This is a genomic window from Anabaena sp. TISTR 8404, from assembly GCF_056847745.1.
Genome location: NZ_CP180578.1, coordinates 1,536,355 through 1,562,958, shown reverse-complemented (window position 1 = coordinate 1,562,958; position 26,604 = coordinate 1,536,355). Strand labels below are relative to the sequence as shown.

The 26,604-nt window shown below is 39.7% G+C and carries 20 protein-coding genes; 10 read left to right on the top strand and 10 right to left on the bottom strand.

Annotated features, from left to right (window positions below):
• Nucleotides 1–47: 47 nt before the first annotated feature.
• The 3 genes from ACMX3D_RS06690 (at nt 48) to ACMX3D_RS06680 (ending at nt 3,925) form a co-directional block, all read left to right on the top strand.
• The gene (locus ACMX3D_RS06690; RefSeq protein WP_482750662.1) at nt 48–1,598 is read left to right on the top strand and encodes a sensor histidine kinase; all 1,551 of its coding nucleotides are present in this window, start codon (nt 48–50) and stop codon (nt 1,596–1,598) included.
• 190 nt (nt 1,599–1,788) lie between these two features.
• Nucleotides 1,789–2,250 carry a PepSY-like domain-containing protein gene (locus tag ACMX3D_RS06685; protein ID WP_482750661.1) on the top strand — a complete coding sequence of 154 codons (462 nt, stop codon included), beginning with the start codon at nt 1,789–1,791 and terminating at the stop codon, nt 2,248–2,250.
• Between the two features lie 100 nt (nt 2,251–2,350).
• Nucleotides 2,351–3,925: an iron uptake porin gene (locus tag ACMX3D_RS06680; protein WP_482750660.1), complete on the top strand. Its 1,575-nt coding sequence runs from the start codon at nt 2,351–2,353 to the stop codon at nt 3,923–3,925.
• Here ACMX3D_RS06680 and ACMX3D_RS06675 read toward each other — a convergent pair.
• From ACMX3D_RS06675 to ACMX3D_RS06660, 4 genes are all read right to left on the bottom strand, one after another.
• A complete protein-coding gene (locus ACMX3D_RS06675; RefSeq protein ID WP_482750659.1) occupies nt 3,922–4,287 on the bottom strand; it encodes a response regulator transcription factor in 366 nt (121 codons plus the stop codon). The genes ACMX3D_RS06680 and ACMX3D_RS06675 overlap by 4 nt on opposite strands.
• A gap of 205 nt (nt 4,288–4,492) precedes the next feature.
• Complete coding sequence (locus ACMX3D_RS06670; RefSeq protein WP_482750658.1) at nt 4,493–5,665, bottom strand: glycerate kinase family protein; 1,173 nt, start codon at nt 5,663–5,665, stop codon at nt 4,493–4,495.
• A gap of 190 nt (nt 5,666–5,855) precedes the next feature.
• Nucleotides 5,856–7,319 (bottom strand): SLC13 family permease, encoded by a 1,464-nt coding sequence (locus ACMX3D_RS06665; RefSeq protein WP_482750657.1) that lies wholly within the window; start codon nt 7,317–7,319, stop codon nt 5,856–5,858.
• 677 nt (nt 7,320–7,996) lie between these two features.
• Entirely contained in the window at nt 7,997–8,494 is a 498-nt protein-coding gene (locus ACMX3D_RS06660; protein ID WP_482750656.1) for a DUF427 domain-containing protein, read from the bottom strand.
• Between the two features lie 57 nt (nt 8,495–8,551).
• Here ACMX3D_RS06660 and ACMX3D_RS06655 point away from each other — a divergent pair, with 57 nt between their 5' ends.
• Nucleotides 8,552–9,022 (top strand): GNAT family N-acetyltransferase, encoded by a 471-nt coding sequence (locus ACMX3D_RS06655; protein WP_482750655.1) that lies wholly within the window; start codon nt 8,552–8,554, stop codon nt 9,020–9,022.
• 103 nt (nt 9,023–9,125) lie between these two features.
• On the opposite strand, the gene ACMX3D_RS06650 is transcribed toward ACMX3D_RS06655, so the two are convergent.
• From ACMX3D_RS06650 to ACMX3D_RS06635, 4 genes are all read right to left on the bottom strand, one after another.
• On the bottom strand, nt 9,126–10,709 hold the full coding sequence (locus ACMX3D_RS06650) for a beta-barrel domain-containing protein (protein WP_482750654.1): 1,584 nt from the start codon (nt 10,707–10,709) through the stop codon (nt 9,126–9,128).
• Nucleotides 10,710–10,862: 153 nt separating this feature from the next.
• Nucleotides 10,863–13,853 (bottom strand): peptidase domain-containing ABC transporter, encoded by a 2,991-nt coding sequence (locus ACMX3D_RS06645; RefSeq protein WP_482750653.1) that lies wholly within the window; start codon nt 13,851–13,853, stop codon nt 10,863–10,865.
• Nucleotides 13,854–14,231: 378 nt separating this feature from the next.
• Nucleotides 14,232–14,900 (bottom strand): 5'-methylthioadenosine/S-adenosylhomocysteine nucleosidase family protein, encoded by a 669-nt coding sequence (locus ACMX3D_RS06640; protein WP_482750652.1) that lies wholly within the window; start codon nt 14,898–14,900, stop codon nt 14,232–14,234.
• A gap of 88 nt (nt 14,901–14,988) precedes the next feature.
• Nucleotides 14,989–15,843: a ferritin-like domain-containing protein gene (locus ACMX3D_RS06635; RefSeq protein WP_482750651.1), complete on the bottom strand. Its 855-nt coding sequence runs from the start codon at nt 15,841–15,843 to the stop codon at nt 14,989–14,991.
• A 281-nt stretch (nt 15,844–16,124) separates the two neighbouring features.
• On the opposite strand from ACMX3D_RS06635, the gene ACMX3D_RS06630 reads away from it, so the two are divergent.
• From ACMX3D_RS06630 to ACMX3D_RS06615, 4 genes are all read left to right on the top strand, one after another.
• On the top strand, nt 16,125–18,824 hold the full coding sequence (locus ACMX3D_RS06630) for an efflux RND transporter permease subunit (protein ID WP_482750650.1): 2,700 nt from the start codon (nt 16,125–16,127) through the stop codon (nt 18,822–18,824).
• On the top strand, nt 18,824–19,807 hold the full coding sequence (gene hpnA / locus ACMX3D_RS06625) for a hopanoid-associated sugar epimerase (RefSeq protein ID WP_482750649.1): 984 nt from the start codon (nt 18,824–18,826) through the stop codon (nt 19,805–19,807). The genes ACMX3D_RS06630 and hpnA overlap by 1 nt, the downstream gene beginning before the upstream one ends.
• Nucleotides 19,808–19,897: 90 nt before the next feature.
• Nucleotides 19,898–20,917, top strand: coding sequence for an adenosyl-hopene transferase HpnH (gene hpnH / locus ACMX3D_RS06620; protein ID WP_482750648.1), 1,020 nt, complete (start codon nt 19,898–19,900; stop codon nt 20,915–20,917).
• 69 nt (nt 20,918–20,986) lie between these two features.
• Nucleotides 20,987–22,087 (top strand): radical SAM protein, encoded by a 1,101-nt coding sequence (locus ACMX3D_RS06615; RefSeq protein ID WP_482750647.1) that lies wholly within the window; start codon nt 20,987–20,989, stop codon nt 22,085–22,087.
• Here ACMX3D_RS06615 and hpnI read toward each other — a convergent pair.
• Entirely contained in the window at nt 22,084–23,262 is a 1,179-nt protein-coding gene (gene hpnI / locus ACMX3D_RS06610) for a bacteriohopanetetrol glucosamine biosynthesis glycosyltransferase HpnI (protein ID WP_482750646.1), read from the bottom strand. The two genes, ACMX3D_RS06615 and hpnI, sit on opposite strands and share 4 nt — an antisense overlap.
• A gap of 328 nt (nt 23,263–23,590) precedes the next feature.
• On the opposite strand from hpnI, the gene ACMX3D_RS06605 reads away from it, so the two are divergent.
• On the top strand, nt 23,591–25,219 hold the full coding sequence (locus tag ACMX3D_RS06605) for a cyclic peptide export ABC transporter (protein ID WP_482750645.1): 1,629 nt from the start codon (nt 23,591–23,593) through the stop codon (nt 25,217–25,219).
• Nucleotides 25,206–25,577, top strand: a complete 372-nt coding sequence (locus ACMX3D_RS06600) for a DUF2237 family protein (RefSeq protein ID WP_482750644.1) — start codon at nt 25,206–25,208, stop codon at nt 25,575–25,577. The genes ACMX3D_RS06605 and ACMX3D_RS06600 overlap by 14 nt, the downstream gene beginning before the upstream one ends.
• Here the strand turns inward: ACMX3D_RS06600 and hpnK are convergent.
• Nucleotides 25,548–26,459, bottom strand: coding sequence for a hopanoid biosynthesis-associated protein HpnK (hpnK, locus tag ACMX3D_RS06595; RefSeq protein WP_482750643.1), 912 nt, complete (start codon nt 26,457–26,459; stop codon nt 25,548–25,550). The two genes, ACMX3D_RS06600 and hpnK, sit on opposite strands and share 30 nt — an antisense overlap.
• Between the last annotated feature and the right edge of the window lie 145 nt (nt 26,460–26,604).

The window sequence follows — 26,604 nt, the reverse complement described above, 5'->3', positions numbered from 1 at the left end:
TATAAGACTAGTTGATAAATTAAATAGGATTGTTATTTTTTAGCAAAATGTGGAGCGAGCAAAGTCACCAACAAAACACATCAAGAACCTGCTTCAAGTATATTAAAAGTCTATTTTGGGCTACCCGCACTCAGATTCTTTTTTGGTATTTTTTAATTTTGTGCTTTATTTTTATCTGTTTTGTGCCAGTATTTCGTTATTTTTTATATGCACAAGTTGATAAACGTGTCCATAAAGAAATTAACGAAAAAATGGGAATTTTTTTGGAATTACTTAATGGTAAACCCCAATTAATTGATTATCTTGAAGAAGGCGAAAAAGAAGAGACGATTAATTTAATTAGAGAGGCTGATAATCGGTTACTGAAACCTCCAAAATCCTTAGAAGAGTTAAAAGATTTTTTTGATGCTTTTTTAGTAAATCAAATTCCTGAAGATGACACTTTTTTAATTGCTTTAACAGAAGGAAGATTTTATAAATCTAGCCCCAGAGGTAGACCAAAGGAACTTAGTAGAGACTCAAAGTTAATTCGATATTGGGCAAAGTTAACGCAACCAGAGGAAGGAGAAAAGATTATTCCTGGTAGCAGTGTTGAAAGTATTATTTATCTTGCTCAACCTGTCAAAATTAACGGCGAAGTTATGGGAGTATTTATAATTGCTCACACTACATCTGGGGAAAAAGGAGAGGTAGTGGAAGCTATCAGAATTATTATCCCTGTGAGTCTAGGAATTTTGCTTTTAGCTTTAGTGTTAGCGTGGTTTGCTTCGGGAAGAATTCTTGCACCTTTACGTTTGTTAACCCAGACTGCACGTAATATTAGTGAGTCAGATTTAAATCAGCGTCTTTCTGTTCCTGGAGAGGGAGAACTTGCGGAACTAGCAGCTACCTTTAATGAAATGATGGATAGGTTGCAAGCTGCTTTTATCAGTCAGCGCGATTTTATTAACGACGCTGGCCACGAATTACGAACGCCCATTACTATTATTCGTGGTCATCTAGAGTTGATGGGTGATGACCCGCAAGAAGTACAAGAAACTCTAGCATTAGTAATGGATGAATTAGAACGGATGAACCGATTTGTTAATGATTTAAGTTTACTAACAAAGGCGGAGCGTCCTGATTTTTTGTATTTAGAAACAGTTGACGTTCGAGCTTTTACAGAAGAATTGTTTGCCAAAGTTCAAGCTTTAGGCGATCGCAACTGGCAACTTCAGGCCATTGCTAAAGGTAGAATTGTTGCAGATCGCCAGCGTCTGACACAAGCTGTAATGAATTTAGTCCAAAACGCTACACAGCATACAAAAACTACAGATACAATTACCGTTGGTTCAGCAATTCATCGAGGTAAATTTAGCTTTTGGGTACGTGACACTGGCGAAGGTATTGCAGAAGCTGATCAAAAAAGAATTTTCCAACGTTTTGCTCGTGCTGCTAATAGTCGCCGTCGTTCCGAAGGAGCCGGGTTAGGATTATCCATCGTCCAAGCCATTGTAGAAGCTCACGGTGGACAAGTTACTCTCAAAAGTCAATTAGGAGCAGGAGCTATATTCACAATTACATTACCCCTAGAACCACCTCAAGAGAAAAATGACTAAGCAGCCATGAATAATTATTTGTAATTAGTAAATAAATCAAATCAATTTTAATCAGTATTTAAAGATGTTGCTTTCTCATTTCGGTATATTCAGCAAGCAAACGAAAGTTTGTTGTGCTATTGTCAGTAGATTTTGAAATCATAAAAGGGTATATAAATTAATAGATTAAAGATTGATTTTTTTTATAAAAATGCTACAAATAATCAAAATTATATTTAGCGGTTTTAGTGCGGTAATGATTTTATTGCTAATTGCTTGTAATAGTTCTCAAAACCAATCTAAATCTATAGTAGTTCCTGAGATAGTAAACGCGGCATTTAAAGAAAAATATTCTGATATTCCTCGCATTTGGCAACAAAATTACTACGGCTATGAAGCAACTTATATTCATAATAATATCAAATACGAAGCTGAATTTTTTGACACAGGTGAATGGTTAGAAACTGAATACTATGTAACCGAAAAAGAATTTCCTGAGATTGTATTAAAACGCATTCGCCAAGAATATCCTAAATTTAAAATTACAAAATACGAAATTGAAATTACACCTCAAGGAAATTTCTATGAAGTAGATATTACTGATGGTGAAATTGAATATGAATTATATTTTGATGTGAATGGAAATACTGCATTAGATTTATATGAAGATTAATCTTAAAACATGAGAATTTTCTCATGTTTACAAATATATTTTGATGCTAATTTATTATGTATATAACACTACAAAAAGATAGTTTATCATTGCATTCACAATGCCTAATTTGTGTAGATATTTCATCTTTGCATCGAACTTTATATTCGCTACATTACCAATTGTTCAACCAACATTTGCCTTAGAAAATCATCCAAAAACTCACCAATCAGAAATAGCACAATTAACATCAGTTTCCCAACTTTCTGATATTCAACCTACCGATTGGGCATTTCAGGCTTTGCAATCATTGATAGAAAGATATGGTTGTGTTGCAGGTTATCCTAACGGAACATATCGAGGCAATATCTCCATGTCACGTTATGAGTTTGCAGCAAGTTTAAACACTTGTTTAACAAAACTGCAAGAGCTAATTATAACTGCAAAAGATAGCTTGATAAAGAAAGAAGATTTAGACGTAATTCAAAAATTGCAAGCAGAATTTTCTTCAGAATTAGGAACAATCCGCAATCGGGTGGATGTTTTAGAAAATAAAACTGCTGAGTTAGCAGCAAATCAATTTTCTCCTACCACAAAACTAGAAGCTGAAGTAATCATAGGTGCGGCTAGTGTTTTTGGAGATAAATCTGCCGATAGTGATAATAATCCGAACAATAATCTCGACTTAGATACAAATTCTACATTTGCCCAACGCGTGCGGTTAAATTTTCTCACTAGCTTTACCGGAAAAGATGAATTCAACATCCGTTTAGAATCAGGTAACATACCTGAAGTTGATGAAAACATTACCGGAACAGCAATGACTCGTTTAGGTTTTGATGAAGATACTGATAACAATGTCGGGCTAGATGAAGTATATTATGCTTTTCCTATTGGAGACAGAATCAAAACCACACTTGCTTTCACAGAAATGGAATTAAATGATATTGCTAAACCGATAAATCCCTTAGCAAGTAGTGATAGTGGTGCAGTTTCGCGGTTTGGTAGATATAACCCTATTGTACGCAGTATGGATGGCACAGGGTTAGGGCTAAACTATCAACTCAATCAAAGTACTAATCTTGGCTTTGCTTACTTCACTAATGATGCCGCATTAGCAAGAGAAAAAAATGGTTTATTTAATGGAAATTTTGCAGCACTAGGAAATTTAACTTATCAACCAAATCAAAATTTAGGCATTGCTTTTACTTACATTCATGCTTACTACGCAGGCGGTGGAGAAAGTGGCGTAAATTTAACAGGTAGTACAGGTAGTTTAACAGCACGTAGTCCTTTTGGTAATGTTTCAACTACAGCAAATTCCTTTGGTTTAGAAACTAGCTGGCGAATTAATCCCAAATTTATTATTTCTGGTTGGGTGGGTTATACAAAAGCAGAATCACTCGTGACTAACGATGATGCTGACATTTTAAATTACGCTGTTAGTTTAGCGTTTCCTGATTTAGGTAGTGAGGGTAATTTAGCCGGGTTAGTTATAGGAATGCCACCAAAAGTTATAAGCAGTAGTTTAGTTGCTGATCAAGATACTTCCTTACATATAGAAGGTTTTTATCGGTTCCAAGTAACAGAGAATATTTCAATTACTCCCGGAGTATTTTTGATTACGAATCCTGAACATAATGAAAATAACGATAGCCTATTTGTAGGAACTATTCGTACAAGTTTTGAATTTTAGTTAGTTTTAGACAGATGAGTGCGGATGCTGTTCAATAAATCAGTAAATTTAAATGGTTTGCTGATGTAAGGAACAGCTTTATTCTCTGATTGAGAGATTTGTGTCAGAATATCATGATTGGCACTCACTAAGATGGTAGGAATTAGCATGTTATGATTACGAAGTTCAGTTAATACCTTTAAACCATCCTTAACAGGTAAGGTAATATCTAGTAACAACAAGTCAAAATTGGCTGATGATAACATTTGTAAAGCTTGTTCACCATTGTTAGCGATCGCAGTATTAAAACCATTCTTTCGCAACCCCTTTTCAATAAAAGCCGCAATCCGGTTTTCATCCTCAACAATCAAAATTTTCTGCATAATTACTCCTGATACACATTCAAAAATCCCCAAAATAACTTGTAAAACAGTAAATTTTGGGGAAATATTTCAATAGACTTCTTGCAGAAGTCGGGAACAGGGAATAGACCTAAGTTCTTCCTGTTAAGCGTTGCCTATTACCTGTTACCTACCTCTTGCAAAAGTTGCTTTTGCAAGAGGTCTAATTCACACTAGCCATAAATTACTAACTTGTAGTTTTATAGCGTCTTATTTGCCCACCTACCAACAACAACCTTGCTACTTGTTCAGAGGCATTAGTTAACAAAGTTGCCGTTTGAGAAATAGCCTCATGCAATTGGCAAGGATGAGTCAAAATACTATTGAAATAATCAATCCCTTGCTGGAAATTAATTTCCGCACCCTCGCCAATCGTGCCAACTAATGCAATCACAGGTAACTGATAACGCTTGGCACGCTTGGCAACTTCTACCGGAATTTTACCCCGTGGCGTTTGAAAATCAATGCAACCTTCCGCAGTAATCACCAAATCAGCTTGAGGAATCAAGTTATCTAATTCCAAATACTGCATAACAATATCGTAGCGCGGGTGTAATTTAGCTCCAATGAGCGCGTGTAAACCAGTACCCAAACCACCAGAAGCACCACTACCCGGCATTTCTCGCACATCAATACCTAAATCTGCTTTAATAACAGCAGCATAATGTTCGAGTGCCAAAGCCATTTTTTCTACTGTTTCTGGAGACGCGCCTTTCTGGGGGCCAAAAACTCTCGCAACACCCTTCTCACCACACAAAAGATTATGCCAATTGCAAGCAACATCAATCTGAACTTGATTTAAACGAGAGTCTTTTTTAGACAAATCAATGTGTTCCAGTTTCATTAATTCACTGCAACCAAAACCTAACTCATTGCCATTCTCATCTAACAACTTCACACCCAAAGCTTGCGCCATTCCAGCGCCACCATCGTTTGTGCCAGAATCACCGCAACCAACTAAAATGCGTTCAGCACCAGCATCTAAGGCAGCTTTAATTAACTCACCCACCCCATAAGTTGTTGTCATCATAGGATTTCGCATATCGGTAGGTACAAGCCGCAACCCAGCAGCCGCCGCCATTTCCAACACCGCTGTTTTTTTAGTCGTTCCACCCAAAAAGCCAAAGTGAGATTGTACCTTTTGTCCCACAGGGCCAGTTACTTCCAAGTAATGCAAAGTTCCGTTTGTAGCTGCTACTAAAGTTTTCGTAAAGCCTTCGCCACCATCAACTAAAGGTGCTTTGCAAATATTTACATCGGGTAAAACCCTGGAAATACCTGTAGCAATACAATCAGCTACTTGTTCCGCGTCAAGACTTTCTTTAAATCCAGAAGGAGCGATTAAAATGTTGAGTGTCATATTTAATATCCTGCGGCAACCCAGCCGCTTTTTTTGTCGTTAAATAGGGAAGTACATCTGACTAAAACAGGGTGTAGGGTGTGGGGGGAATGAGAAAGCTATATTTTTTGTACACCCTGTCCGAAATCAATAAGATTTCAAGCCCCCAATGATTTCCCCCACACCCTTCTTATTGACTCAGCGTTGAAAATTAAAGAGATAAACCTACCCAACGCCACCAGGTGTAGTAAAACACCAGAATTAAAGCAAAGTGAACAACAATCATCACTGAACTTAGCCGGAGTAAATCTGTTGGTTTAAAGCCTTCGTCTGCATCTTGGTAAACCATGAGTGCTTTAGAACTGACAGGGAAAGTGAGGCAATAGTCCATACCCAAGGTACTGAGAAACAATACTGCAACAGGATTGACATTTAAACTACTAGCGAGGTAAAGCAGCGGCGGAACTAAAGCAGCGGCTCTAGCGGTGTGAGAAGTCATATAAATATGAGAAGTTAGAGAAATAATTGCAATCAGTAGCAAAATCAAAAAATGCGATTTGGCACTGTTGATATCACTAAATCGAAAAATATTATTAATCAACCATCCTGAAGCACCAGAACTGATTAAAGCTCGACCTAAAACTAAAGTTGCACCGACAAAAATAATCAGATTCCACGAAACAGCTTTTACAGCATCTTTCCATTGAATCACTCCAAACTTTGGCGCAGTGAGAATCATTGCACCAATGACGGTGACAGTAGCAATTTCTAAACCATGCCATTGTTCAGTTATCCAAAGTGCTAACATCAACAAAACAATTAACAATGTTTTGCGTTCTGACGCAGATAAAGGTTCTGTTTGTAAATATTCAACATTTAACTTTTGTTGCAAGCGTCTTTTATCTAAAAACATCTGCATAATTACCCAGCAAGACGCATAACTAGCAACAACTCCAAAAGGTAAGCCATAAAGCAACCACTGGCTAAAAGATATATCTTTGTCAGAAATTTCTTGTAGTAAATCTTGAGCGACTAAATGTGAGCCTGCACCAGTTAAAGAAACAATCGTAGAAACTAAAATAACAGTGGGCATCAACAACGCTAGAGCGCGACGAGTCCTTTGATCTTCTGTAACATTGGCAATGCTGCGAAAAATTGGATGAGTAACAGCAGCCCGTCCAGAAGTGGAAGGAATTAAAAATGAAAGGGGAATTAAAACTGTAGTCAGAAGCCAAAATAAACTGCTGACATTATGTGCTTTTGCAGCAACGATTTGAGTTAGCCGTGTGGCTAAACCTGTTTGCTTAACTGCACTGCCTAAAATAAATGCACCTATCATTAACCAGACAACATCCGAACCCAAAGACTCAAAAAATTGTTCTTGAGAAATGCTTCCAGTTAACAGCAACAACAGCACTGAAACCATTGCAACATAACCAGCATTAATTGAGGTCGTTGACCACAAAATTACTGCTAGGAGAAACAGAAATATTGTCAACCGTCCTTGTATAGATAAGCCTTTCGGTAAAAATACTACTGCTCCAGATAGAGAAGTTAAAAATATTGCTAATAGTGTTTTAATCTGCCAACGGTTTGAACCCCGGAAAAATGCCAGAAATCTTTCTAGTAATGTATTTATAGAGTTATCCTTGTCTTTATCTACAGATAGTTTCATTTTCTAGTTTTTTGTTTGATTTTGCTTAGACAGGCTTTTTTTGGTTAGTGCCTCCTCAATGAAACTCCAGCCTGAACCAGTAGTGTTTAACTTTGACTTAATCTAAATTTAATTAGGGCTTTATGAGAAGATAATTAAGGAAATATGAGAAAAATCTCATGAAATGCTCAAATCCCCGACTTTTAAAAGAAGTCGGGGATCTAACTCCTGCCCATTTAACATTTAGTAGTTATTGATGAGTTGGGTGTAACGTATATAAATATTTTCTAAGTCTTCAGAATGCAAAAGTAAAGTTTAGTATCAAAGCCAATTCTTCTTATTTAGTTGTGATAATTTAGTAATTGAAGCTGAAAAGCTTCCCTGGCAGATTAACAGCCAATGTTCAAGCTAGTTAAGAGGTAAAAACGCTGTTTGATTTCAATCTGTCTCGTTCTAACAACAACACCCAACTCGAAAACTAATATTTCCTCTTCTTAGTAAACTGAGGCGTTCTAACTGATTGCTAAACATAAATCAGTACAAGCCTAAGATAAATGATGAATGTGAGGAAATCACTAAGTTAGTAGAAGCTTGGGTGTTGTTGTTTTAAGTATTTATAGTAGGGAACAGGTGACAGGTGACAGGTGACAGGTAACAGTAACAAAAACGTTGAATTTACTATCTTTCAACTTAGCAATTTACCATCCCCAAGTACCAGGCCCACCTTTAAATGGCCCGACAATATCACTAGTAACCCAACCACCATAAAAGTTTCCTGGTTGTGGTTGTACTTTTTCTTCATCTACATAACAAGCATCCATAAGATGGGCATAGAAAGCTACATGATCTTTAATGGATGCAAAACCTGGTGTTGGGTTGGTGTAATACCAAGCAGCATTTTGGGCTTCTTTATCGCCCACACGAATTGTATAGTAGCCAGCGCTGCCTTTCCACTCACAAAAACTAGATTTTGGTACTGCTATGAGATATTGCATTTTGATATCTGCTGGGGGGATGTAGTAAGAAGGCGGATGACTGGTTTCTAAAACACGTTTGGCGTTGTGGGTGTCTGCAATGGTTACGCCATTAAAAATAATCTGTATATGTTTGTTGGTAGGTTCTAAGCGCGGGGGACGAGGATAATCCCATACTGATTCTTGTCCGGGTGCAGGTTCGATGCGTTGAGGAAAAACCATACAAGTAGGTAAAAATAAATATGCGATCGCCTTTACTTTAGCGTAAAGTTACACTTTATGAAAATTCGATTGTTTCAGCCGCAAGATGCAGAACAAATAGCCCAATTATTCCACGAAACAGTACGCCAAGTTAATATTAATGACTATTCAAACAAGCAAGTCGCAGCTTGGGCTCCAGATGATATTTATTTTAGAAACTGGGCAAAAATTTGTTCAGAACGATTCACATACGTTGCTGATGATCAAGCCATAATAGCAGGCTTTGGTGAATTAGAGTTAAATGGACATATAGACTGCTTCTACTGCCATAAAAATTATCAACGGATGGGTATTGGTAGTAAAATTTATTCTGCAATTGAGGCAAAAGCTGAAGAATTAGGGCTGAATCGCTTGTATGTTGAAGCAAGTATTACCGCCAAGCCGTTTTTCTTGCACAAAGGATTCTCTGTCATTAAAGAACAACAGGTAGAACGTAGAGGAGAAACTTTTATTAATTATGCAATGGAAAAGTTTTTAATTGCCCGTTGATTTATATTAATGGGTTTTGCAAAAATAGGATGGGTTATGCGATCGCATAACCCATCCAAACAATAATTATGTCGAGTTAATTCAAAGTTCAAAAGCTGTACTTCTAGCGTACTTCTTTCAAACTTTCAACTTGTTTGGTAAACAATTCAGTAAACAGACTCATCACTGTTCTTTCTTCGCGCACCTTAATATTAGCTGTAATTGACATCCCTGATTGCAATGATAATTGTTTACCATTCATCTCTAGTGCTTGCTTATCTAAAGCTATTTTGGCTGGGAATCGGTAAAATTTATGAGTTTCATCTGGCGGTAAAGCATCAGAACCAATAGAAATTAATTGTCCTTTAATATCACCAAATTCACTAAAAGGAAAGGAATCAATTCTCACATCAGCCTTCATACCTTCCCGCACAAAACCAATATCTTTATTAGTAATGAATACTTCAGCAATATATTTTTCGTTAGGGACAATTTGTAGTAATTTTTGTGTAGAATTAGCTACAAAACCAGGATTTTTTGCCTGCATATCAAAAACTGTACCGCTTACAGGAGCGCGTAGTTCTTGATATCTTAAATTCAATTGAGATTGGGAAATTTTGCTGTTGATATCTGCTAAACGCTGTTCATTTTCTAGCACAATTCTGATAAATTGACTATCAATATCAGCGATGCGTTGTTTATTATCCGATATTTTTTCTAAAACATTTTTACCAGAAACAGCAACAGTATTAGTCAATTCTTGCCGTCCCTTTTCTATGTCATATTTGAGACGTTTGTCTTCTTCTTGTAATTGGGCGACTTCTGCTTGAAGCGTTTGTACTTGTTGTTGCTGATTAAGATATTGTAGCTGTGAAACTCCACCTTCTTCGGCTAAGATTTTTAGCTTATCTAGTATCTGCTGCTGAATAGCTAAACTAGATTGGGTATCAGCTATTTTGACTTGATTTTGTGTCAGTTGTTTTTTGATTTTTTCAACTTCTAATTGTGCCGCATTTGCACGGGTTGCTAATTCTAATTTAGAAATTTGCAGACGTTGTTGTTCATCTACTCCCAGTCCTTGAGTAGCTGTAGAATTTCTTAATTCTTTGCGCAACAATTCATTTTCGCCGACTAAAGCTGCTCGACTTTTTAAAAGAAAGACTGCATCTGTTGGTAGTTTACTCCGCAAAAATTCTAGTTCTGAGCCTACAGTATAGCTAGAACTCATCAATCGGCGATAAATTTGATTTTCTCTAAGTAAACTATTACGAACTTTAATTAAGGAATTTAATTCAGCTACGGTAGCAACAGTTTCAAAAGTTAGTAGTAAGTCTCCTTTATTGACTGTTTGTCCATCTTTGACATAAACTTCTTTAACTACGCCATTAACTGGTGCTTGCACATCTTTGACTGTTCCTTGGGGTTTTAATTGACCTGTAGCAGGTACAACTTGTTCTATTTTGGCAATACAAGCCCAAACAATACCAAAGCAAGCTAAAGCCATTAAGGTCAACATAATTGTTCGTGACCAAACTGGAGATTGGCGCAATACAACAGATTGCTCAAAATTATCAAATTTCTGATTAATTAAAGGCTGTTGAGAAACCTGAGATGGTGATGTTAATACAGGTGATTCGGTAGTGATTTCAGGATGATATTTACCATTACCATTATTGCCATTGAGCCGGTTACCATTAACTTGAGTCATAGTAGTTTTACCCTTTATTAATAAATAGCTATTGACCGTGCCAATTTTAGATTTTAAATTTTGAATTTTGGATTGTTTTTGGTAAAATTCCCGCCTCTTGTAGGCAAAACGAATCTAAAATCAAAAACTATTTGACTATTGACAATTGACGAATTACAAATTAACTTCTTGCTGTTGATAAAGGTAATAATAATGACCTTTAGCAGCCATTAATTCTTGATGACTACCTTGTTCTATGACTCTGCTTGCATCCATGACAACGATGGTATCTGCATGGCTGACAGTGTTAAGACGGTGAGTAATGAAAAATACTGTGCTACCTTGAAAGGCTTTGGCTAAGTTAAGACAAACTTGGCGTTCTGTGGGGTAATCTAAGGCACTAGTAGCTTCATCTAAGACTAACAGTTTTGGTCTTTGGAGTACAGAACGAGCGATCGCAATTCTTTGGCGTTGTCCCCCCGAAAGTCCTGCACCTCGTTCGCCGACGCGGGTATTGTAACCGTTGGGTAAGTTCATAATAAACTCATGGGCGCAGGCAACACGCGCGGCTTCGATAATTTCTTCGGTAGTTGCTTCGGGGTTAGTCAAAGCAATATTTTCTTGCACTGTACCGTCAAACAACAGTGTTTCTTGGGGTACTACTCCTATCTGTCTTCTTAAGGAGTAAAGTTCGACTTTGGCAATATCATAACCATCAATTAAAATTCTGCCGGACTCCACATCGTAAAGTCTCAGCAGTAATTTCATCATCGTACTTTTACCGGAACCACTTTGTCCGACAATGCCAACAAATTGTCCGGCTGTAAATTCAATATTGATATTAGAAAGTTGCAGTGGCCCACCAGCCGTAAAGCGGAAGGAAACGTTTTCAAATTTAACAGCACCGTTAATTGCTGGTAAAGGAATATTATCTCGGTCAGCTTCGCCTTCTTCTGGTGTATCCACAATGTCACTCAACCGTTCTAAAGATAAGGCGGTTTCTTGGAAGCTTTGCCAGAGTTGTGCTAAACGTAAAATTGGGCTAGTAACGTAACCTGAGATAATCCGAAAAGCGATTAATTCACCTAGGGTTAATTGTCCTTGTAATACCAGATAAGCACCAACCCATAAAACTAGTAAGCTACTCAGTTTATTAAGAAAATTACTAGTAGAATTAGCCAAGGTAGAAGTAACAACAGTTTTAAATCCAGCCCCGACATATCGAGCATAACGCTCTTGCCAAGAAAAGCGCGATCGCAATTCGATATTTTGTGCTTTGACTGTTTGAATACCCGACATCACCTCAACTAAATAAGACTGAGTATCGGAGTTGCGTTCGGCTTTGCTGCGTAACTGTTTACTAATCGTTGGTGATGCAATTAAAGTAATAACAATAAATATGGGTATTGTCCCTAAACCGACTAAGGTGAGTTGCCAACTGTAAAACAGCATGACAACAATATAAACTACAGAAAATACGGCATCTAGCCCTACAGTTAAAGCTGTACCTGTGAGGAACTGGCGAATATTTTCTAACTCGTTTATCCGTGTTGACAATTCCCCCACTGGTCGGCGTTCAAAATAGCGGAGTGGTAGCCTAAGTAAATGGTCAATAATTTGCGAACCCAAACCCATATCAATACGGTTTGTCGTATCAACAAACAGGTAAGTCCGCAAGGTACTAATGACAGCTTCAAATAACCCAACTACTAACAGTAATATTCCTAAAACATTCAGCGTGCTAATACTATTTTGGACAATAACTTTGTCGATAATCAACTGAATGACGAGGGGGTTAGCTAGTTGTGCTAACTGTACAAAGAAAGAAGCAATAAAGACTTCAATCAGAACTCGGCGGTAGCGAGATATATAAGGTAAAAACCACGATACACCAAACCTCTCTTGAGGTGTTTCTTTGGTAGCACTCAACAGCAATACCCGCATTTGTGGCGGATACTTGCTTTCGTCAATTTCTAAATTCTTGAGTAATTCTCCTGGTTTACAGCGTACCAAGCCTTGGGACGGCACACCAACAACCACATGATGTGCATCTGCTGCATATAACACGGCGTAAGTTTCCCGATAGCGAATTAGTGCTGGTGTGGGAATACGTGCAATAGTCGCAGTCGGTAAATCTACTAACTGTGCTTTTAAACCAATTAATTCTGCGAGATAAGCACAAGCTGGAAAAGATACACTACCTTGACGTTTAATTTGCTCAGATAAAATGCGGCGTACCACTTCCCGACGCAAGGGAATTTGCAAATGCTTCGACAGCATTTGAAAACATGCAAAGGTAGCATTTAACTCTCCTTTACCACGCACGAAGGGGAATTTTAGCTGTTTTTTTTGTGCTGGAGAGTCTACTAAAGTAACTTCGTCAGGTGCATAAGGAATATCTAACTCGTCTGTAAAACTTGGTTGAGTATCATTAATAGACACTTCCTCAGGCTGAGAATAGTTATCTAAAAATGATAAATCTGCTGGGTCAAAACCAATTAAGCGTGCAGGAGCTTTACCCGCAACTTCAATCGCTTCCTCATTGAATTCTACACGAGAACCAGGAGCAAAATTCTTGACTGCGCCGCCACTCACAAACCAAATACTGCTGCTATCTAGCTGATTATATGCAGTTTTTCCAGGGAGTAAGTAATGTATTTTTGCTTTTGCTAAAGCTTGCTCTGATACTTCTTGGAAATTTGCAACAGCGTTAGCTTGCTTGGCTACTTGGACACCCAAAACATCAAAAACTTCTGATATGTTGCTGCGATTTTTGCGGGTGTTGGCAAATTGAGGATATTCCGATAATAGGCGGAAATATTCTTCAACATCCAACGCTAAACATATCACTTCTGTAGAAGCGATCGCAATCTCACAGGCTACCTGACGCAAACAACTAATTTCCCCAATAATTGTTCCTGGTTTGAGCAATTGTAAAGTAATTGCTGTTTTTGTTTGGGGTTCGTATCCTAAAAGGCGAACTTGCCCTTCATAAAGCAGGATAATTTTTTGGGGTATGCTTTCGTTGCCAATAATTTTCTGTCCGATGCGGTAACGCCAAGCTTCTAATTTTTCCCCAAGATTGATGATTACTTCAGCAGGTAATTGTTCAAATCCCTCTAGTGTCGCAATAAATTCTTGAAATTTGCTTTTAATATATGTCATACTTTAAAACTCATGTTATTATAGTCAGTCTTTATTCATATTGGTTGCTACTTGAGCCTTGATATTCATCAATAATAATTAACAAAAAATTAATTTATATTATGATTAGGTTAAAAAGTAATATTTAGATGTTTCATAATCTTATTTTTTAATTTCAACTGAGAGTTGAATGGCTATTAATATTTTTTTACAAAGAAATCATAAACTTGCTAAAAATACGCAAATGGTTACTACTTTTATAGAATAAAAGTATCACAACCTTATATATAGAAATCGTAAATTATTGGTAAAAAATCTTATGTGTCAATCGGGTGGGCATTGACGCACCAGGACACATCCGAAAGGAACTAGATAAGGTCGAAGGAAAAGTATTATATTTTACTCAGTAAATAGCGGTAATTGAGTAACTTGTTCTAAAACTTTTAAACCTTGCAAGGAACCACGAATTAAGCGAGTAGCAGCTAGGGGTTGACTAATGAATCTCCATACTAAGGGTAAAGGTTGCAGTGAACCATTGGCACTAATAGCTGCGGTGAGGTCAGGAATATCGTGTTGACAGTCATCACTCACAACTCGCAACACTGCAACGGCTACCCCCATTTGCTGAAAAAACTTGATAGCGGCGAAACTTTCCATATCGACAACATCGCTGTCGGAAGTTTCACCTAAATAAGATTTTTCTGTAGCTGACCAGATAACGCGATCGCTTGTCAAGCCTTTGGCCAGAGATACTTTTTGGTGCAAGCGAGAATATAACTGCGTCGTGAAGGTGCGATCGCATTCTTGCACCTCTCCCTGATAAGTACAATGTTGATATAGCACTACATCCCCAACCGCATAACGCTGACGCAGGCTTCCACATAAACCCATCACCAGCACCCTTGATAACGACTGCGGCTTGTCCCATTTTTGTAAGTACTCAGTGAAAGGCTGCATTCCGACGGGTATTGACAAAACCTTTGGTATCGCTTCCTTCGTTGGACGTAAGCCACGACACACAGCTTTATACTCTGCACCCTGCGGCACTAAAATAATCGTGTTGAGCATGAATTGTATATTCGCTACGAAGAAGTCAAAAGTAAAAATCCAAAAGCAAAAACAAATACTTTTGACTTTTTACTTTTGACCTTTGACTTTAATTTATTTTCCAATCGACAACTTGAGGTTTGCGTTTTGGTAGTAACTGAAAAGTACCCAAAGCCATACTGGCGAGTCTTGGCAAAAGTTGCGGTTGCAGTATCCGCGAGTCAAACTTGCTCATCCGTCGTTGATTTTCTTGAATGCACACTTTGAGGAATTTTTCAATAGTTAAATCTTGGCTAAAAACACCGGCTCCGCTGGCGGTGAAGCCAGCACCATTGGGGTCAGCATCACCAAAGGCCTTGATTACAATACTGAGTGCTTTACCGTAATACCAGAGAGTTTTAGCACTCCGCAGAGGTAAAAATCCATCACCACGTTGAATTTGCAGATACGTAAACCAGTTGACAAAAAACACAATATGCCGGACTTCTTCATCTAAAATCGGGTCAAAGATTGTGAAGATTTGCTCAGGAAAAACTCTGGCTTCACGGGCAATTTCAAATAAACCAAAGGCAAAGAAAGAATCTAGGCACTCTTCAAAACCAAATTCGATGAAGGTTTGCTCCAGGTTTTTGGGAACTTCTATGGGTGGACAGGGAGGCATCGTGATACCGTAACGCTCAATGAGGATTTTCAGCAACCGCGCGTGACGAGATTCTTCTTCACCTTGGAGAGCGATCGCTGCTTGTAGAATGCGATCGTCTACAGTTTTGGCATATTCACTAACAATAACTCCAGCTTGACGCTCTTTATTCAAAGCTTGATCCCAGAAAGGTATGCCTCGCATCCGTGCCAAGGCAGCATCATCTAGATCAGGCCACGGGAGATGCTCAGGCTCATATTCCCTGTAACTCTCCATAAAACTACGACAGAATAATTCCTTATGGTCAACAGAACCAATTTTCATAAGTAAAGTTATGTGTCCTTAAAATTGCTGTCAGATCCAGGATGATGTAGTGAGTAATACAAGTTTGCTATCAGCCTACCGCAATCGAGTGCTAAGTACTGAGTGCTAAGTAATAATTATTAAGTGTTTGCGTAGAAGAAAATTTTTTACCCTTTATCCTTTATGCTTTTTTAAGAAACTTCTTAAGTAAAATTGCCCATTATCAGGAAACTAAACCAGCCAAACTTTAGACGATTAATGTAGCATGACAATTAATTGGGACACCAGCAAAATTTTCCAAGATGGTAAAGCTTAGTAGCGCAAAATCTGCACGAGAACGCTTCAATATTTCCAAATTGGCAATTGACTTCTCGTGGTTGACAGTCAGTTTCTGGATTGCTGTAACGGTAGCTGGGCTTTTAGCTTTCAGTTCCCTCAAGTATGCTTTGTTTCCAGATATTACATTTCCGGTGGTGGTAGTAAACGCAACAGCACCACTGACAACGGCAATAGATACAGAAGCAAAGCTCACTAAACCAATCGAAGAGCGCCTCCGCTCTCTGGAAGGACTAGATAATCTTCGTTCATCTGCCTATCCTGGTCAAACGGCTGTTAGCTTATCTTTTGCAGTTGGTACTGATTTAGAAAAATCCACTAGTCAGGTAGAAACTGCGCTCAAGCAGTTAAACCTGCCTCAAGGTGCAAATTATAAAATTATTCCTTTAAACCTGAACGAATCCGCAGCTGTTAGCTACACCTTAGAGAGTTCCTCGCAGAATCTCACAGATTTGGCAAAAATGGCGGAAGACAAAATTATCCCAGCCATTGAGAAAGTGCCAGGAGTTCTGAAAGTCAATTTGTTGGGAAAACCTAGCCCTACGCCAGCATTGCCGACAGCCCAAAATGCAGCAACAGATCTCCCCCAAGGCGGAGCCACATTAGTCCGGTTTAATGGACAAGATGTACTGGCATTTCAAGTGATCAAGCGTGGTAGCGCCAACACCTTAGAAGTGGTGAGTCGGGTTGAAAAAGAAGTTGAAAAGCTCAAAGCCAACTTGAAAGATGTCAAGCTCACCTTAGCTGCTACCCAAGCAGAGTATATCCACGACGCGACGCAATCAACCATAGATGCGTTGATGGAAGCGATCGTGCTGGCAATCGTCGTCATCTTTCCTTTCCTGCGTAACTGGCGAGCTACCTTAATTTCCGCCCTGGCGATTCCGACATCTTTGTTGGCGACGTTTATCGTCATGGCGATTTTCGGCTTCAACTTAGAGACGATTACGTTGCTGGCCTTGGCATTAGTTATTGGTAGCGTCATTGATGATGCCATCATCGATGTCGAAAACATCATGCGGCATATTGAAGAAGGAAAAAGTCCTCGTCAAGCCGCGTTCTCAGCCACCAGCGAAATAGGATTAACTGTTGTTGCTACCACGGCTACTGCTGTCGCGGTTTTTTTACCCATTGGTTTGATGGGTGGAGTAGTTGGACAGTTCTTCAAGCCATTCGGAATTACAGTTTCCGCTGCTTATATTGCTTCTACCTTAGTAGCCCGTACACTATCGCCAGTGTTGGCTACCTACTGGCTCAAACCTATGTCTGCAAATTCTCCTCAACGAGAAGGAAGGCTTTGGTCAGGCTTTGCGCAATCGTACCGTAACTTGCTGTATTGGTCATTAAATCACCGCAAAACCGTGATTTCCTTAGCCATTCTCAGCTTTGTTGCAGGTATTGCCCTGGTTCCATTCATCCCCAAAGGATTTATCCCTAAACTAGATCGGGGTGAATTTAATATTACCTATGTCACTCCCTTACCGAAAATACCTGATTTAGCAGCTTTACAAAAACAAGCAGCACAGGCAGCACAAGCAGGAATTGCCCTGCCATCTCAACCGCCAGTTTCTCTTCCCAATCCCCTCAATGAATCTTTGGAAGTTGCCAAGAAACTAGAAGCGGTGGTGAGAAAATCCCCAGCAGTAGAAACAGTATTTACTACTGTTGGTTCCCGCGAAGGCGAACCAAATAAAGGTACGCTTTACGTGAAGTTGAAGGATGACCGAGACATCAAAACGGCGGAATTACAAGACCAGTTACGCGCCCAGTTACCTAAGCTACCTGGTGTGACAACGAGTGTCGAAGACATTCAATTTGTTGATACTGGTGGGCAAAAACCGCTACAAGTATCGTTACGCGGCGATGACCTGCAAGCTCTCAACAAAGCTGCTCAAGCGATTAAAGAGCGCATCGAAAAAATACCAGGAATTGCTGATGTGACAGTAACAGGTGGCACGAAAAACCAGGGGACGATTTTTCAAATTGAGCGACTGAACAATCAAAGAGTAGCCTATGTCAGCGCCAATTTAGAAAAGGATTCGTCTTTAGGAAATGCCACAGACAAAATAGTCGCAGAAGCCAAAGAAATTTTACCTGCTGGTGTAACTTTAGACTTGGGAGGAGATTCTGCCCGCCAAAACGAAGTATTTAGCAGTTTTGCTTCTACTTTGGTGCTATCAGCACTTTGCATCATTGTGGTACTAATTTTATTGTTCAGAAGTTGGATAGACCCAGTAGTTATTGGGGTTTCTCTGCCTTTATCTATTGTTGGAGCTATGCTGGCTTTACTCTTTACCAAGAGTGATTTTGGCATGATTTCATTAATTGGCTTTGTATTTTTGTTGGGACAAGCAAACAAAAATGCGATCGTTTTAGTAGATTACATCAACCAACTGCGTCAAGCCGGTTTAAGTCGCAAAGAAGCAATCCTCAAAGCCGGGCCAGTGCGTCTTCGTCCCATTATGATGACAACTGCTTCCACAATTTTAGGGATGCTACCCATTGCCTTGGGTTTAGGTGCTGGTTCCGAATTGCGATCGCCTATGGCTGTGGCAATTGCTGGCGGACTCGTCACCTCAACAATTCTCAGCTTAATTGTTGTGCCAGTAGTTTACGCCATCTTAGATGACTGGTTCCCGCGCTTTCGTCAGGGGGCGAAAATTTAATGCAGGCTTTTGTCACAGGGGGAACTGGCTTTGTCGGTTCCCACTTGGTGCGGTTATTACTGCAACAAGGATACACAGTTAAAGCATTGGTACGTCCTAGCAGCAATCTAGCCAATTTACGCGGCTTGGATGTAGAACTTGTCAAAGGAGATTTGACTGACCCTGAGATTTGGCAACAAATGCAGGGTTGTCAATATTTATTTCATGTTGCCGCCCATTATTCGCTGTGGCAAGTAGATAAACAACTACTGTATCGCTACAACGTTATCGGCACGCGCAATATCCTAGAAGCCGCCTGCAAAGCTGGAATTGAACGTACTGTTTACACCAGTTCTGTATCAGCAATTGGAGTCGGGCCTGGTGGTAAAGTTGTCGATGAAACTTATCAAAGCCCCGTAGAAAAACTGATTGGCAGTTACAAAAAATCGAAATTTCTCGCTGAACAAGAAGCCAAACAAGCGGCTGCTAGAGGACAAGATGTCGTAATTGTCAACCCTAGTAGCCCGATTGGGCCATTAGATATTAAGCCCACACCCACAGGAGATATTATTCTGCGGTTTTTGCAGCGAGAAATGCCTTTTTATTTGGACACTGGGCTAAATTTTATCGATGTGCGGGATGTGGCTTGGGGACATTTACTAGCATTGCACAAGGGAAAGTCTGGCGATCGCTATATCTTAGGACACCAAAACCTCAGCCTCAAGCAACTACTCGAACAACTTGCCGAAATCACAGGTTTACCTGCACCCCAACGCACCATCCCTGCTTGGATACCCTTGAGTGTCGCTTGGATTGATGAGACAATTCTGGCACCTTTAGGAAAAACGCCCTCAGTACCTATAGATGGTGTGCGCATGGCTCAACAACATATGTACTATGATGCTGCCAAAGCCGTCCGAGAGTTGGGACTGCCTCAGTCTCCCTTGAAAACAGCACTTAAAGATGCTGTGGATTGGTTTATCGCCGAGGGCTACGTCAACTGAAAGGATAGAGGCTAGGGACTAGAGGCTAGTGTTTTTACTCAGCACTCAGCACTCAGCACTTTTTACTTATAAAAGAGGAGTGATAGGAAAGTGGGAATTAATCTACAACAAGCTATGGATATCGGGAAGTATCTTGTGACTCAGCGCTTATTAGGGCGCAAACGCTTCCCCTTGGTATTGATGTTAGAACCGCTATTTCGCTGTAATTTGGCTTGTTCTGGTTGTGGCAAAATTCAGCATCCCGTGGAAATTCTCAAACGCAATCTCACACCCCAAGAGTGCTTTGCCGCTGTGGAAGAATGTGGCGCACCTGTGGTTTCCATTCCTGGGGGAGAACCGCTACTCCATCCCCAAATTGATGAGATTGTTCGGGGATTAGTAGAACGCAAGAAGTATGTTTACTTGTGTACCAATGGTTTGTTATTAGAAAAAAGCCTCGACAAGTTTCAACCTTCGCCTTACTTTACTTTCAGTGTCCACTTAGATGGAATGCGCGAATGGCATGATAAATGCGTTGATCGCAAAGGTGTGTTTGATACTGCCGTACAAGCGATTCGTGCTGCCAAAGCCAAAGGTTTTCGCGTCACCACCAACACCACTATCTTTGAAGGTGTAGAAATCAAAGAAATGCAGGAATTCTTTGATTTCTTGGACAGCCTGAATATTGATGGGATGATGATTTCCCCTGGTTACAGCTATGAGTGGGCCCCAGATCAAGATCATTTCCTGAAACGGGAACAAACCCGCGCCCTTTTCCGGGAAATTCTCGCACCCCACACATCAGGTAAGAAAAACTGGAATTTCAATCACAATCCTTTGTTCCTAGACTTTTTGATTGGTGAAAAAGACTACGAATGTACACCTTGGGGAAGTCCCAGTTATAGCGTCCTCGGTTGGCAAAAACCCTGTTATTTGTTGAATGAAGGGCATTACAGCAGCTTCAAAGAATTGCTAGACAACACAGACTGGAGTAAGTACGGCCGCGCCAGTGGTAATCCCCAGTGTGCTGATTGTATGGTTCACTGTGGCTACGAACCAACGGCTGCAATGGATGCGATGCAACCACAAAACATCGCCCGTTCTTTAGGAACTGTATTTGGTAAGAGTTAGCAAGAATTATCTGCTTGTCAGTTGGCTTTAGTCCTGCTCGTCCATTAGCAACCGTTAGTCAGAAATACAATGTTACAAAATACAAAACGGCGCTCATTGTGGCAATTAGCACTCCAAGGATTGCGAGATGGTGGCCCTTCTACCTGTCAATTTGCCATTACCAGTGTATGTAATGCCCGTTGTGGTTTTTGTAACTTTGCTGTAGATCGGATGCCGATGGATGAGAGGCATTCTGTAACTCTGGAACAAGCCAAGCAGGCAGCAGAAATTCTCTACCGCAACGGGGTATATTTCATGATTTATGTGGGTGGTGAACCAATGGCTCACCCCCATTTAAATGAAATGATTGCTCATGCCTCTAGCATCGGTATGGCTCCGATGTTGGTAACTAATGGCTCTCTGCTTACACCAAAGCGAATTGATGAATTAGCTGATGCCGGACTAGTCAGCGTGATTATCTCGATTGATGCGGCTGATGTCCAGAAACACGAACAAAATCGTGGGCTGAAGGGAGTGTGCGATCGCATCCACCAAGCCAATGCTCATTTCCAAAGTCGGCAAATCAGTACAACTGCTTCAGTGACGATGAGCCGACTGATAGATGATTATCATCAACTACCCTCTTTCTTAAAATCATTAGGGTTTGATAGTGTTACCTTTTCCTATCCCCTAACAACTTTGGCATCTTCCTATCTTGGTTATGCAGAATCTAACTTAGTAGACTACACTGCTCAAGAGTTAGATCAGCGTTTCAACACTATCAAGCAACTGAAAAAAGAGTTTCCCGTTGTGAATCCAACTGCCTCAATTGAAGATATGCAGCGGCATTTACAAGGTAAACCAGAGCAATTTGGCTGTCTTGGTGGTTGGAAATTATTTTATCTAGACTGGCATCTCAATCTTTATCGTTGCCACAACTGGGACAAACCTATGTGCCACATCACCGAGTTTAATGGTTCGCAACGAGTGCGTGATGGTTGTACTGCTTGTATGATTGATTGCTACCGCGACTCTAGTGTGATGCAGCATATTGGTGTGGCTATTAGTGATGGGGTACAAGCAGCCGCGCAAGGAAACTTGAAACAAGCTTGGCAGCATTGGTTTAATCGTCAGAACTGGATATCTCTCCAAGCTGTCTTAGAACAGGCTACTTGGTTACGTCGCCTTTAATTTTGTATTTCTTCGACAGGGGTAAGAAATACTGTGGAAGAATCTTGTTCTAGGGCTACTAACTTACCTTCTTTAGTCAATTTTAGTTGCTGTCCGTGCCACTCAATAGTTCCACCGAAGCAGCCAAAACACCAGACAACAAAGTGAAGTAAATCCCACAAAGGAATCAACCACAGATACTTTTTGATCACCACATCATTCAATACAATCGCCCCAACTACCCAACCCATAACTAACCGCATTGTCCAAACTATTGCTAGACTAATCCAACTTAATGTGGAACCTTTTGTAGCCATCAACAATAGCAAACTACTAACTGTACCCTGGGTAAAAATCAGTCCTAAATATCCCCAAGGACGAGAAAATCTAATAGCACGCGCCCAGCGAATCTGGCGTTGTAAAGAATTTACAATACTGCTGCTGCCTAAAACATGTTCAACTACATAATCAGATAGGACAACTTTGTATCCTGCTTTCGCTGGTAAATTACCAAGTTGAAAATCGTCTGCTAAATAATCTGCGATCGCTTCAAATCCACCAATTTTTTCGAGGACTGATTGGCGAATGACAATTGTCGAACCAAAAGCGAATTTTATCCCTTCGATTTGATTGCTAACTAACACGCCTGCATGAAAATCTGTAGCTATCCAAATTGCTTCTAAGATTGCTACCCATCCTTTAGCTAGGGAACGATACAAGCAAGTCACAACCCCCACATTCTCATCTTGCAATGGTTGGATAACTTTTTGCAGGTAATCTGAGTTGACGCGAATATCACTATCAGCAATTACTAAAATTTCGTGTTTAGCTTGAGCTAAAGCATTGGCTAAATTACTGACTTTGAGGTTAGCCCCAATGATGCGATCGCTCACTACTAAATTAATATCGACATCAGGAAACTGCTGAATAATTTTGTCAACAACTTTGATAATTGGATCTTGGCGATCGCGCACAGCAAAAATAATTTGAAACTGCGGATAATCTTGCTGGCAAAAAGATACGAGGTTATCGTCAGCCTCACTATCTAGTCCACACAATGGTTTTAAGATAGTTACAGGTGGGTGAAATTCAGGATTACTTGTTTGGGGCTGATCCAAAAAAGCGATCGCTGCATAAATTCCATAACAGTAAAACAGCACCGCTGACAAGCACAAGCACCACAGCAGTAACAACATATTTATCCTTAATCACATTAAGTATTAATTTCAGCCACAATCAATCTGCTTTTTTGTATTTGCTTTAGTCTAACTAGTTATTATCTATACTTTTTTCATGTTGCTAATTGATATCAATTATTTTTTGCTGAAAACACATATATACTAAAAATAATATATAAAATACTTTTAGCTAATCTCTATAGTAGTTTAGATATTTTTCATAAAATAATTATGACTTTTAGATGACAAACTTATGACTTTGGTAGGATATAGGCAAATTTAATTATTATTAAATATTTTGGCTGTCTCTAGGAAAGAAAACTTAATTATTAGTTCAACAATTGTTATGTATCTGATTTACTTTCTGCTACGTTCTTCCTGGAAGATGGTGGCGATCGCAATTGTCACAGGATTTTTAAGTGGCGGTAGTAGCGCTGGACTCATTGCTTTAATCAGTAGTGCAGGTACTAATAGTACGCACCCATCATTGACAAACATTGCTTGGGGTTTTTTAGGATTGGTAATCGTCGCGCTGATTACTAGTATTATTTCTCAAGTAATGTTAATTCGCCTATCTCAAGATGCAATTTTGCAATTACGAATGCGTTTAAGTCGCCAAATCTTAACTTCTGAATTAAGCCATTTAGAACAGCTTGGTAATCCCCGACTACTAGCAATTTTGACAGAGGATGTTCAAGCAGTAGCTAATGCAGTGTATGTCATTCCTTTTCTTTGTATTGATTTGGCAATTGTTTTAGGATGCTTGGTATATATTACCTGGCTATCTTGGTTAATATTATTGATTCTTTGTGGTTTGATTGTAGTCGGAGTAGGTAGTTGTCAATGGTTAATGACCAGAGGTGGAAAATTTTTGGCGTTAGCTCGTGATGACCAAGATTTACTATTTAAAGAGTTTCAAACTATTACTGAAGGCGTGAAAGAACTCAAACTCAATTATCAACGCCGTCAATCCTTCATAGAAAGCAGTTTACAACCAACAGCCGTCAAGTTTCGTCGTCATAATGTTGAGGGTTTAACGTTATTTGCTGCCACAACTAGCTGGGGAAAACTGCTGTTTTTTTTCGCAATGGGTTTTTTACTATTTGCACTGCCAAAATTACTGACTATTACGCCTCAAACCATCTCTGGCTATATTCTGACTTTTACTTATTTGATGTTGCCAATGGACAATATTATTAGTAATCTTCCTCAAATTAGTAAAGCCAATGTCGCCTTAAAAAAGATAGAATCTTTAGGTTTGTCTCTTGCTAGTCGTGCCGAAGTCTCAACAGTGCCACCTGCATTAAAGACTTCATGGCATACCCTAGATTTTGAGAAAGTGACCCATAGCTACTATAGAGAGCAGGAAGATAAAGGCTTTATCCTCGGCCCCATCAGCTTGAGATTATATCCTCAAGAATTAGTATTTATTGTAGGTGGTAATGGCAGTGGCAAATCAACATTAGCTAAGTTAATTACTGGACTTTATATTCCTGAAAATGGGGAAATTGTGTTTGATGGAGAATTAATCACCGACCAAAATCGTGAGTGGTATCGGCAACATTTTGCAGTAGTATTTTCGGACTTTTATTTATTTGATGAACTTTTAGGATTAGGCAGTCCTGATTTAGATACTTTAGCTGAAGGCTACTTAGAGCAACTTCAGTTAGAGCATAAAGTGAAAATTCACAATGGTAAACTTTCTACTACTGCTCTTTCTCAAGGACAACGTAAACGTCTGGCTTTACTGACAGCGTATTTAGAAGACCGACCAATTTATTTATTTGATGAGTGGGCAGCTGACCAAGACCCATATTTTAAAGATTTATTTTATACCCAGTTATTACCACAACTGCGGAATAAAGGTAAAACAGTGCTAGTAATTAGCCATGATGACCGCTATTTTCATCTAGCAGACCGCATTATCAAACTAGACTACGGCAAAATTGAGGAAATCAAAGATGGCAGAAGCTAAAAACGTCCTAGGCACAGACTTGCAACTTTGCTGTACTTCGCCCATGACTGGATTTTATCGTGATGGTTTTTGTAGTACAGGTGGTCAAGATATTGGAATGCACGTTGTCTGCGCCCAAGTTACAGCCGAATTTTTGGAATTTACCAAATCTCAAGGTAATGACCTGAGTACACCAATGCCACAATATCATTTTCCGGGATTACGGCCTGGCGATCGCTGGTGTTTGTGTGCAGCACGTTGGCAAGAAGCCCTAGAAGCGGGTGTAGCACCGCCTGTAGTATTAGAAGCGACCCACGCCAGAGCCTTAGAAGTCTGTTCTTTGGCAGATTTAAAAAAATACGCCCTTACTGCGTCCTAAAGCATCTAATTGTCGATAGTTAGTCAACTCAAAATTATTTGCAATCAATAGTTTGCGTACTCGCTGGCTCAACAGGGCAGCTAGTTCAGCTTTCCCTGACCCTGGTGGGCCATTCAGTGCTTCTCCCGCCTGCACTTGGGCGGGATGACAATAGATTTCTATCAAATTTGACTGAATTTGAGGTATCAGTCCCAGCAAGTATTCCTCAGTTACATTACCAGTTTGCAATAACCCATAGACTTTATCAGCAAAATTAATGCTGTGAGATGTTAGCAAATTTTCACCATAACGGCGCAGTCCTGCAAACACACCTGACCAAATTAATTTAGTCAGTAATGCTTGACGATTGAGTTTGAGAGTTTTCGTCAGTTCTTCTGATGGTAGACGGATAAAACGGATATCAAACTCTGGCGCTAATTCAACCAAAATTTGCAACACAACTGGATGAACGTGCAGGTGTAAATGTCCATCTACATGAGAAAGTGGCAACCCAGAGGCTTGGAATTTGGTTAACTGGGCGCGAATTTCTTGACGCAGTTCCTCACGGGCGGCGCTTTGGAATTGGTAACGCAACCCAGCTAATAAAGAACTGTTGGGGAAGTTACCTTGAGAGTCAACCAAATGGGGAATTTGTTCTGGGGGAAGTACGGAACGACCACAAACTAAAACTAGATGTAAACCAACGGCTAAGTCGGGGTGAGTGCGGCCGAGAGCGATCGCTTCTTGGGCAGCATCACCAGTTACCATTAAGCTGGTGCTAGTGAGTATGCCTTGCTCATGGGCTTTAATAATGGCTTGATTTACACCGCGAGAAAAGCCAAAATCATCACCGTTAATAATGGCGAAACGACGAGGTGATTTGAAGGTTTCTGGAGGGTTCATGAAGTATGAAGTCTGAAATCTGAAGTCTGAAGTCTGAAAAGGCATAGACAAAACCAACTACACCATTTCATTAATTCAGAGTAATTAAGCCGCCCACAAGGGGCGGGGCTTTTAAACTTTTACCTCTAAATATTTAAAGCAAAAT

Coding starts and splice junctions, on each gene's coding strand:
- ACMX3D_RS06690 (WP_482750662.1), top strand. CDS start 48: ATGTGGAGCGAGCAAAGTCACCAACAAAACACATCAAGAACCTGCTTC.
- ACMX3D_RS06685 (WP_482750661.1), top strand. CDS start 1,789: ATGCTACAAATAATCAAAATTATATTTAGCGGTTTTAGTGCGGTAATG.
- ACMX3D_RS06680 (WP_482750660.1), top strand. CDS start 2,351: ATGCCTAATTTGTGTAGATATTTCATCTTTGCATCGAACTTTATATTC.
- ACMX3D_RS06675 (WP_482750659.1), bottom strand. CDS start 4,287: ATGCAGAAAATTTTGATTGTTGAGGATGAAAACCGGATTGCGGCTTTT.
- ACMX3D_RS06670 (WP_482750658.1), bottom strand. CDS start 5,665: ATGACACTCAACATTTTAATCGCTCCTTCTGGATTTAAAGAAAGTCTT.
- ACMX3D_RS06665 (WP_482750657.1), bottom strand. CDS start 7,319: ATGAAACTATCTGTAGATAAAGACAAGGATAACTCTATAAATACATTA.
- ACMX3D_RS06660 (WP_482750656.1), bottom strand. CDS start 8,494: ATGGTTTTTCCTCAACGCATCGAACCTGCACCCGGACAAGAATCAGTA.
- ACMX3D_RS06655 (WP_482750655.1), top strand. CDS start 8,552: ATGAAAATTCGATTGTTTCAGCCGCAAGATGCAGAACAAATAGCCCAA.
- ACMX3D_RS06650 (WP_482750654.1), bottom strand. CDS start 10,709: ATGACTCAAGTTAATGGTAACCGGCTCAATGGCAATAATGGTAATGGT.
- ACMX3D_RS06645 (WP_482750653.1), bottom strand. CDS start 13,853: ATGACATATATTAAAAGCAAATTTCAAGAATTTATTGCGACACTAGAG.
- ACMX3D_RS06640 (WP_482750652.1), bottom strand. CDS start 14,900: ATGCTCAACACGATTATTTTAGTGCCGCAGGGTGCAGAGTATAAAGCT.
- ACMX3D_RS06635 (WP_482750651.1), bottom strand. CDS start 15,843: ATGAAAATTGGTTCTGTTGACCATAAGGAATTATTCTGTCGTAGTTTT.
- ACMX3D_RS06630 (WP_482750650.1), top strand. CDS start 16,125: ATGGTAAAGCTTAGTAGCGCAAAATCTGCACGAGAACGCTTCAATATT.
- hpnA (WP_482750649.1), top strand. CDS start 18,824: ATGCAGGCTTTTGTCACAGGGGGAACTGGCTTTGTCGGTTCCCACTTG.
- ACMX3D_RS06615 (WP_482750647.1), top strand. CDS start 20,987: ATGTTACAAAATACAAAACGGCGCTCATTGTGGCAATTAGCACTCCAA.
- hpnI (WP_482750646.1), bottom strand. CDS start 23,262: ATGTTGTTACTGCTGTGGTGCTTGTGCTTGTCAGCGGTGCTGTTTTAC.
- ACMX3D_RS06605 (WP_482750645.1), top strand. CDS start 23,591: ATGTATCTGATTTACTTTCTGCTACGTTCTTCCTGGAAGATGGTGGCG.
- ACMX3D_RS06600 (WP_482750644.1), top strand. CDS start 25,206: ATGGCAGAAGCTAAAAACGTCCTAGGCACAGACTTGCAACTTTGCTGT.
- hpnK (WP_482750643.1), bottom strand. CDS start 26,459: ATGAACCCTCCAGAAACCTTCAAATCACCTCGTCGTTTCGCCATTATT.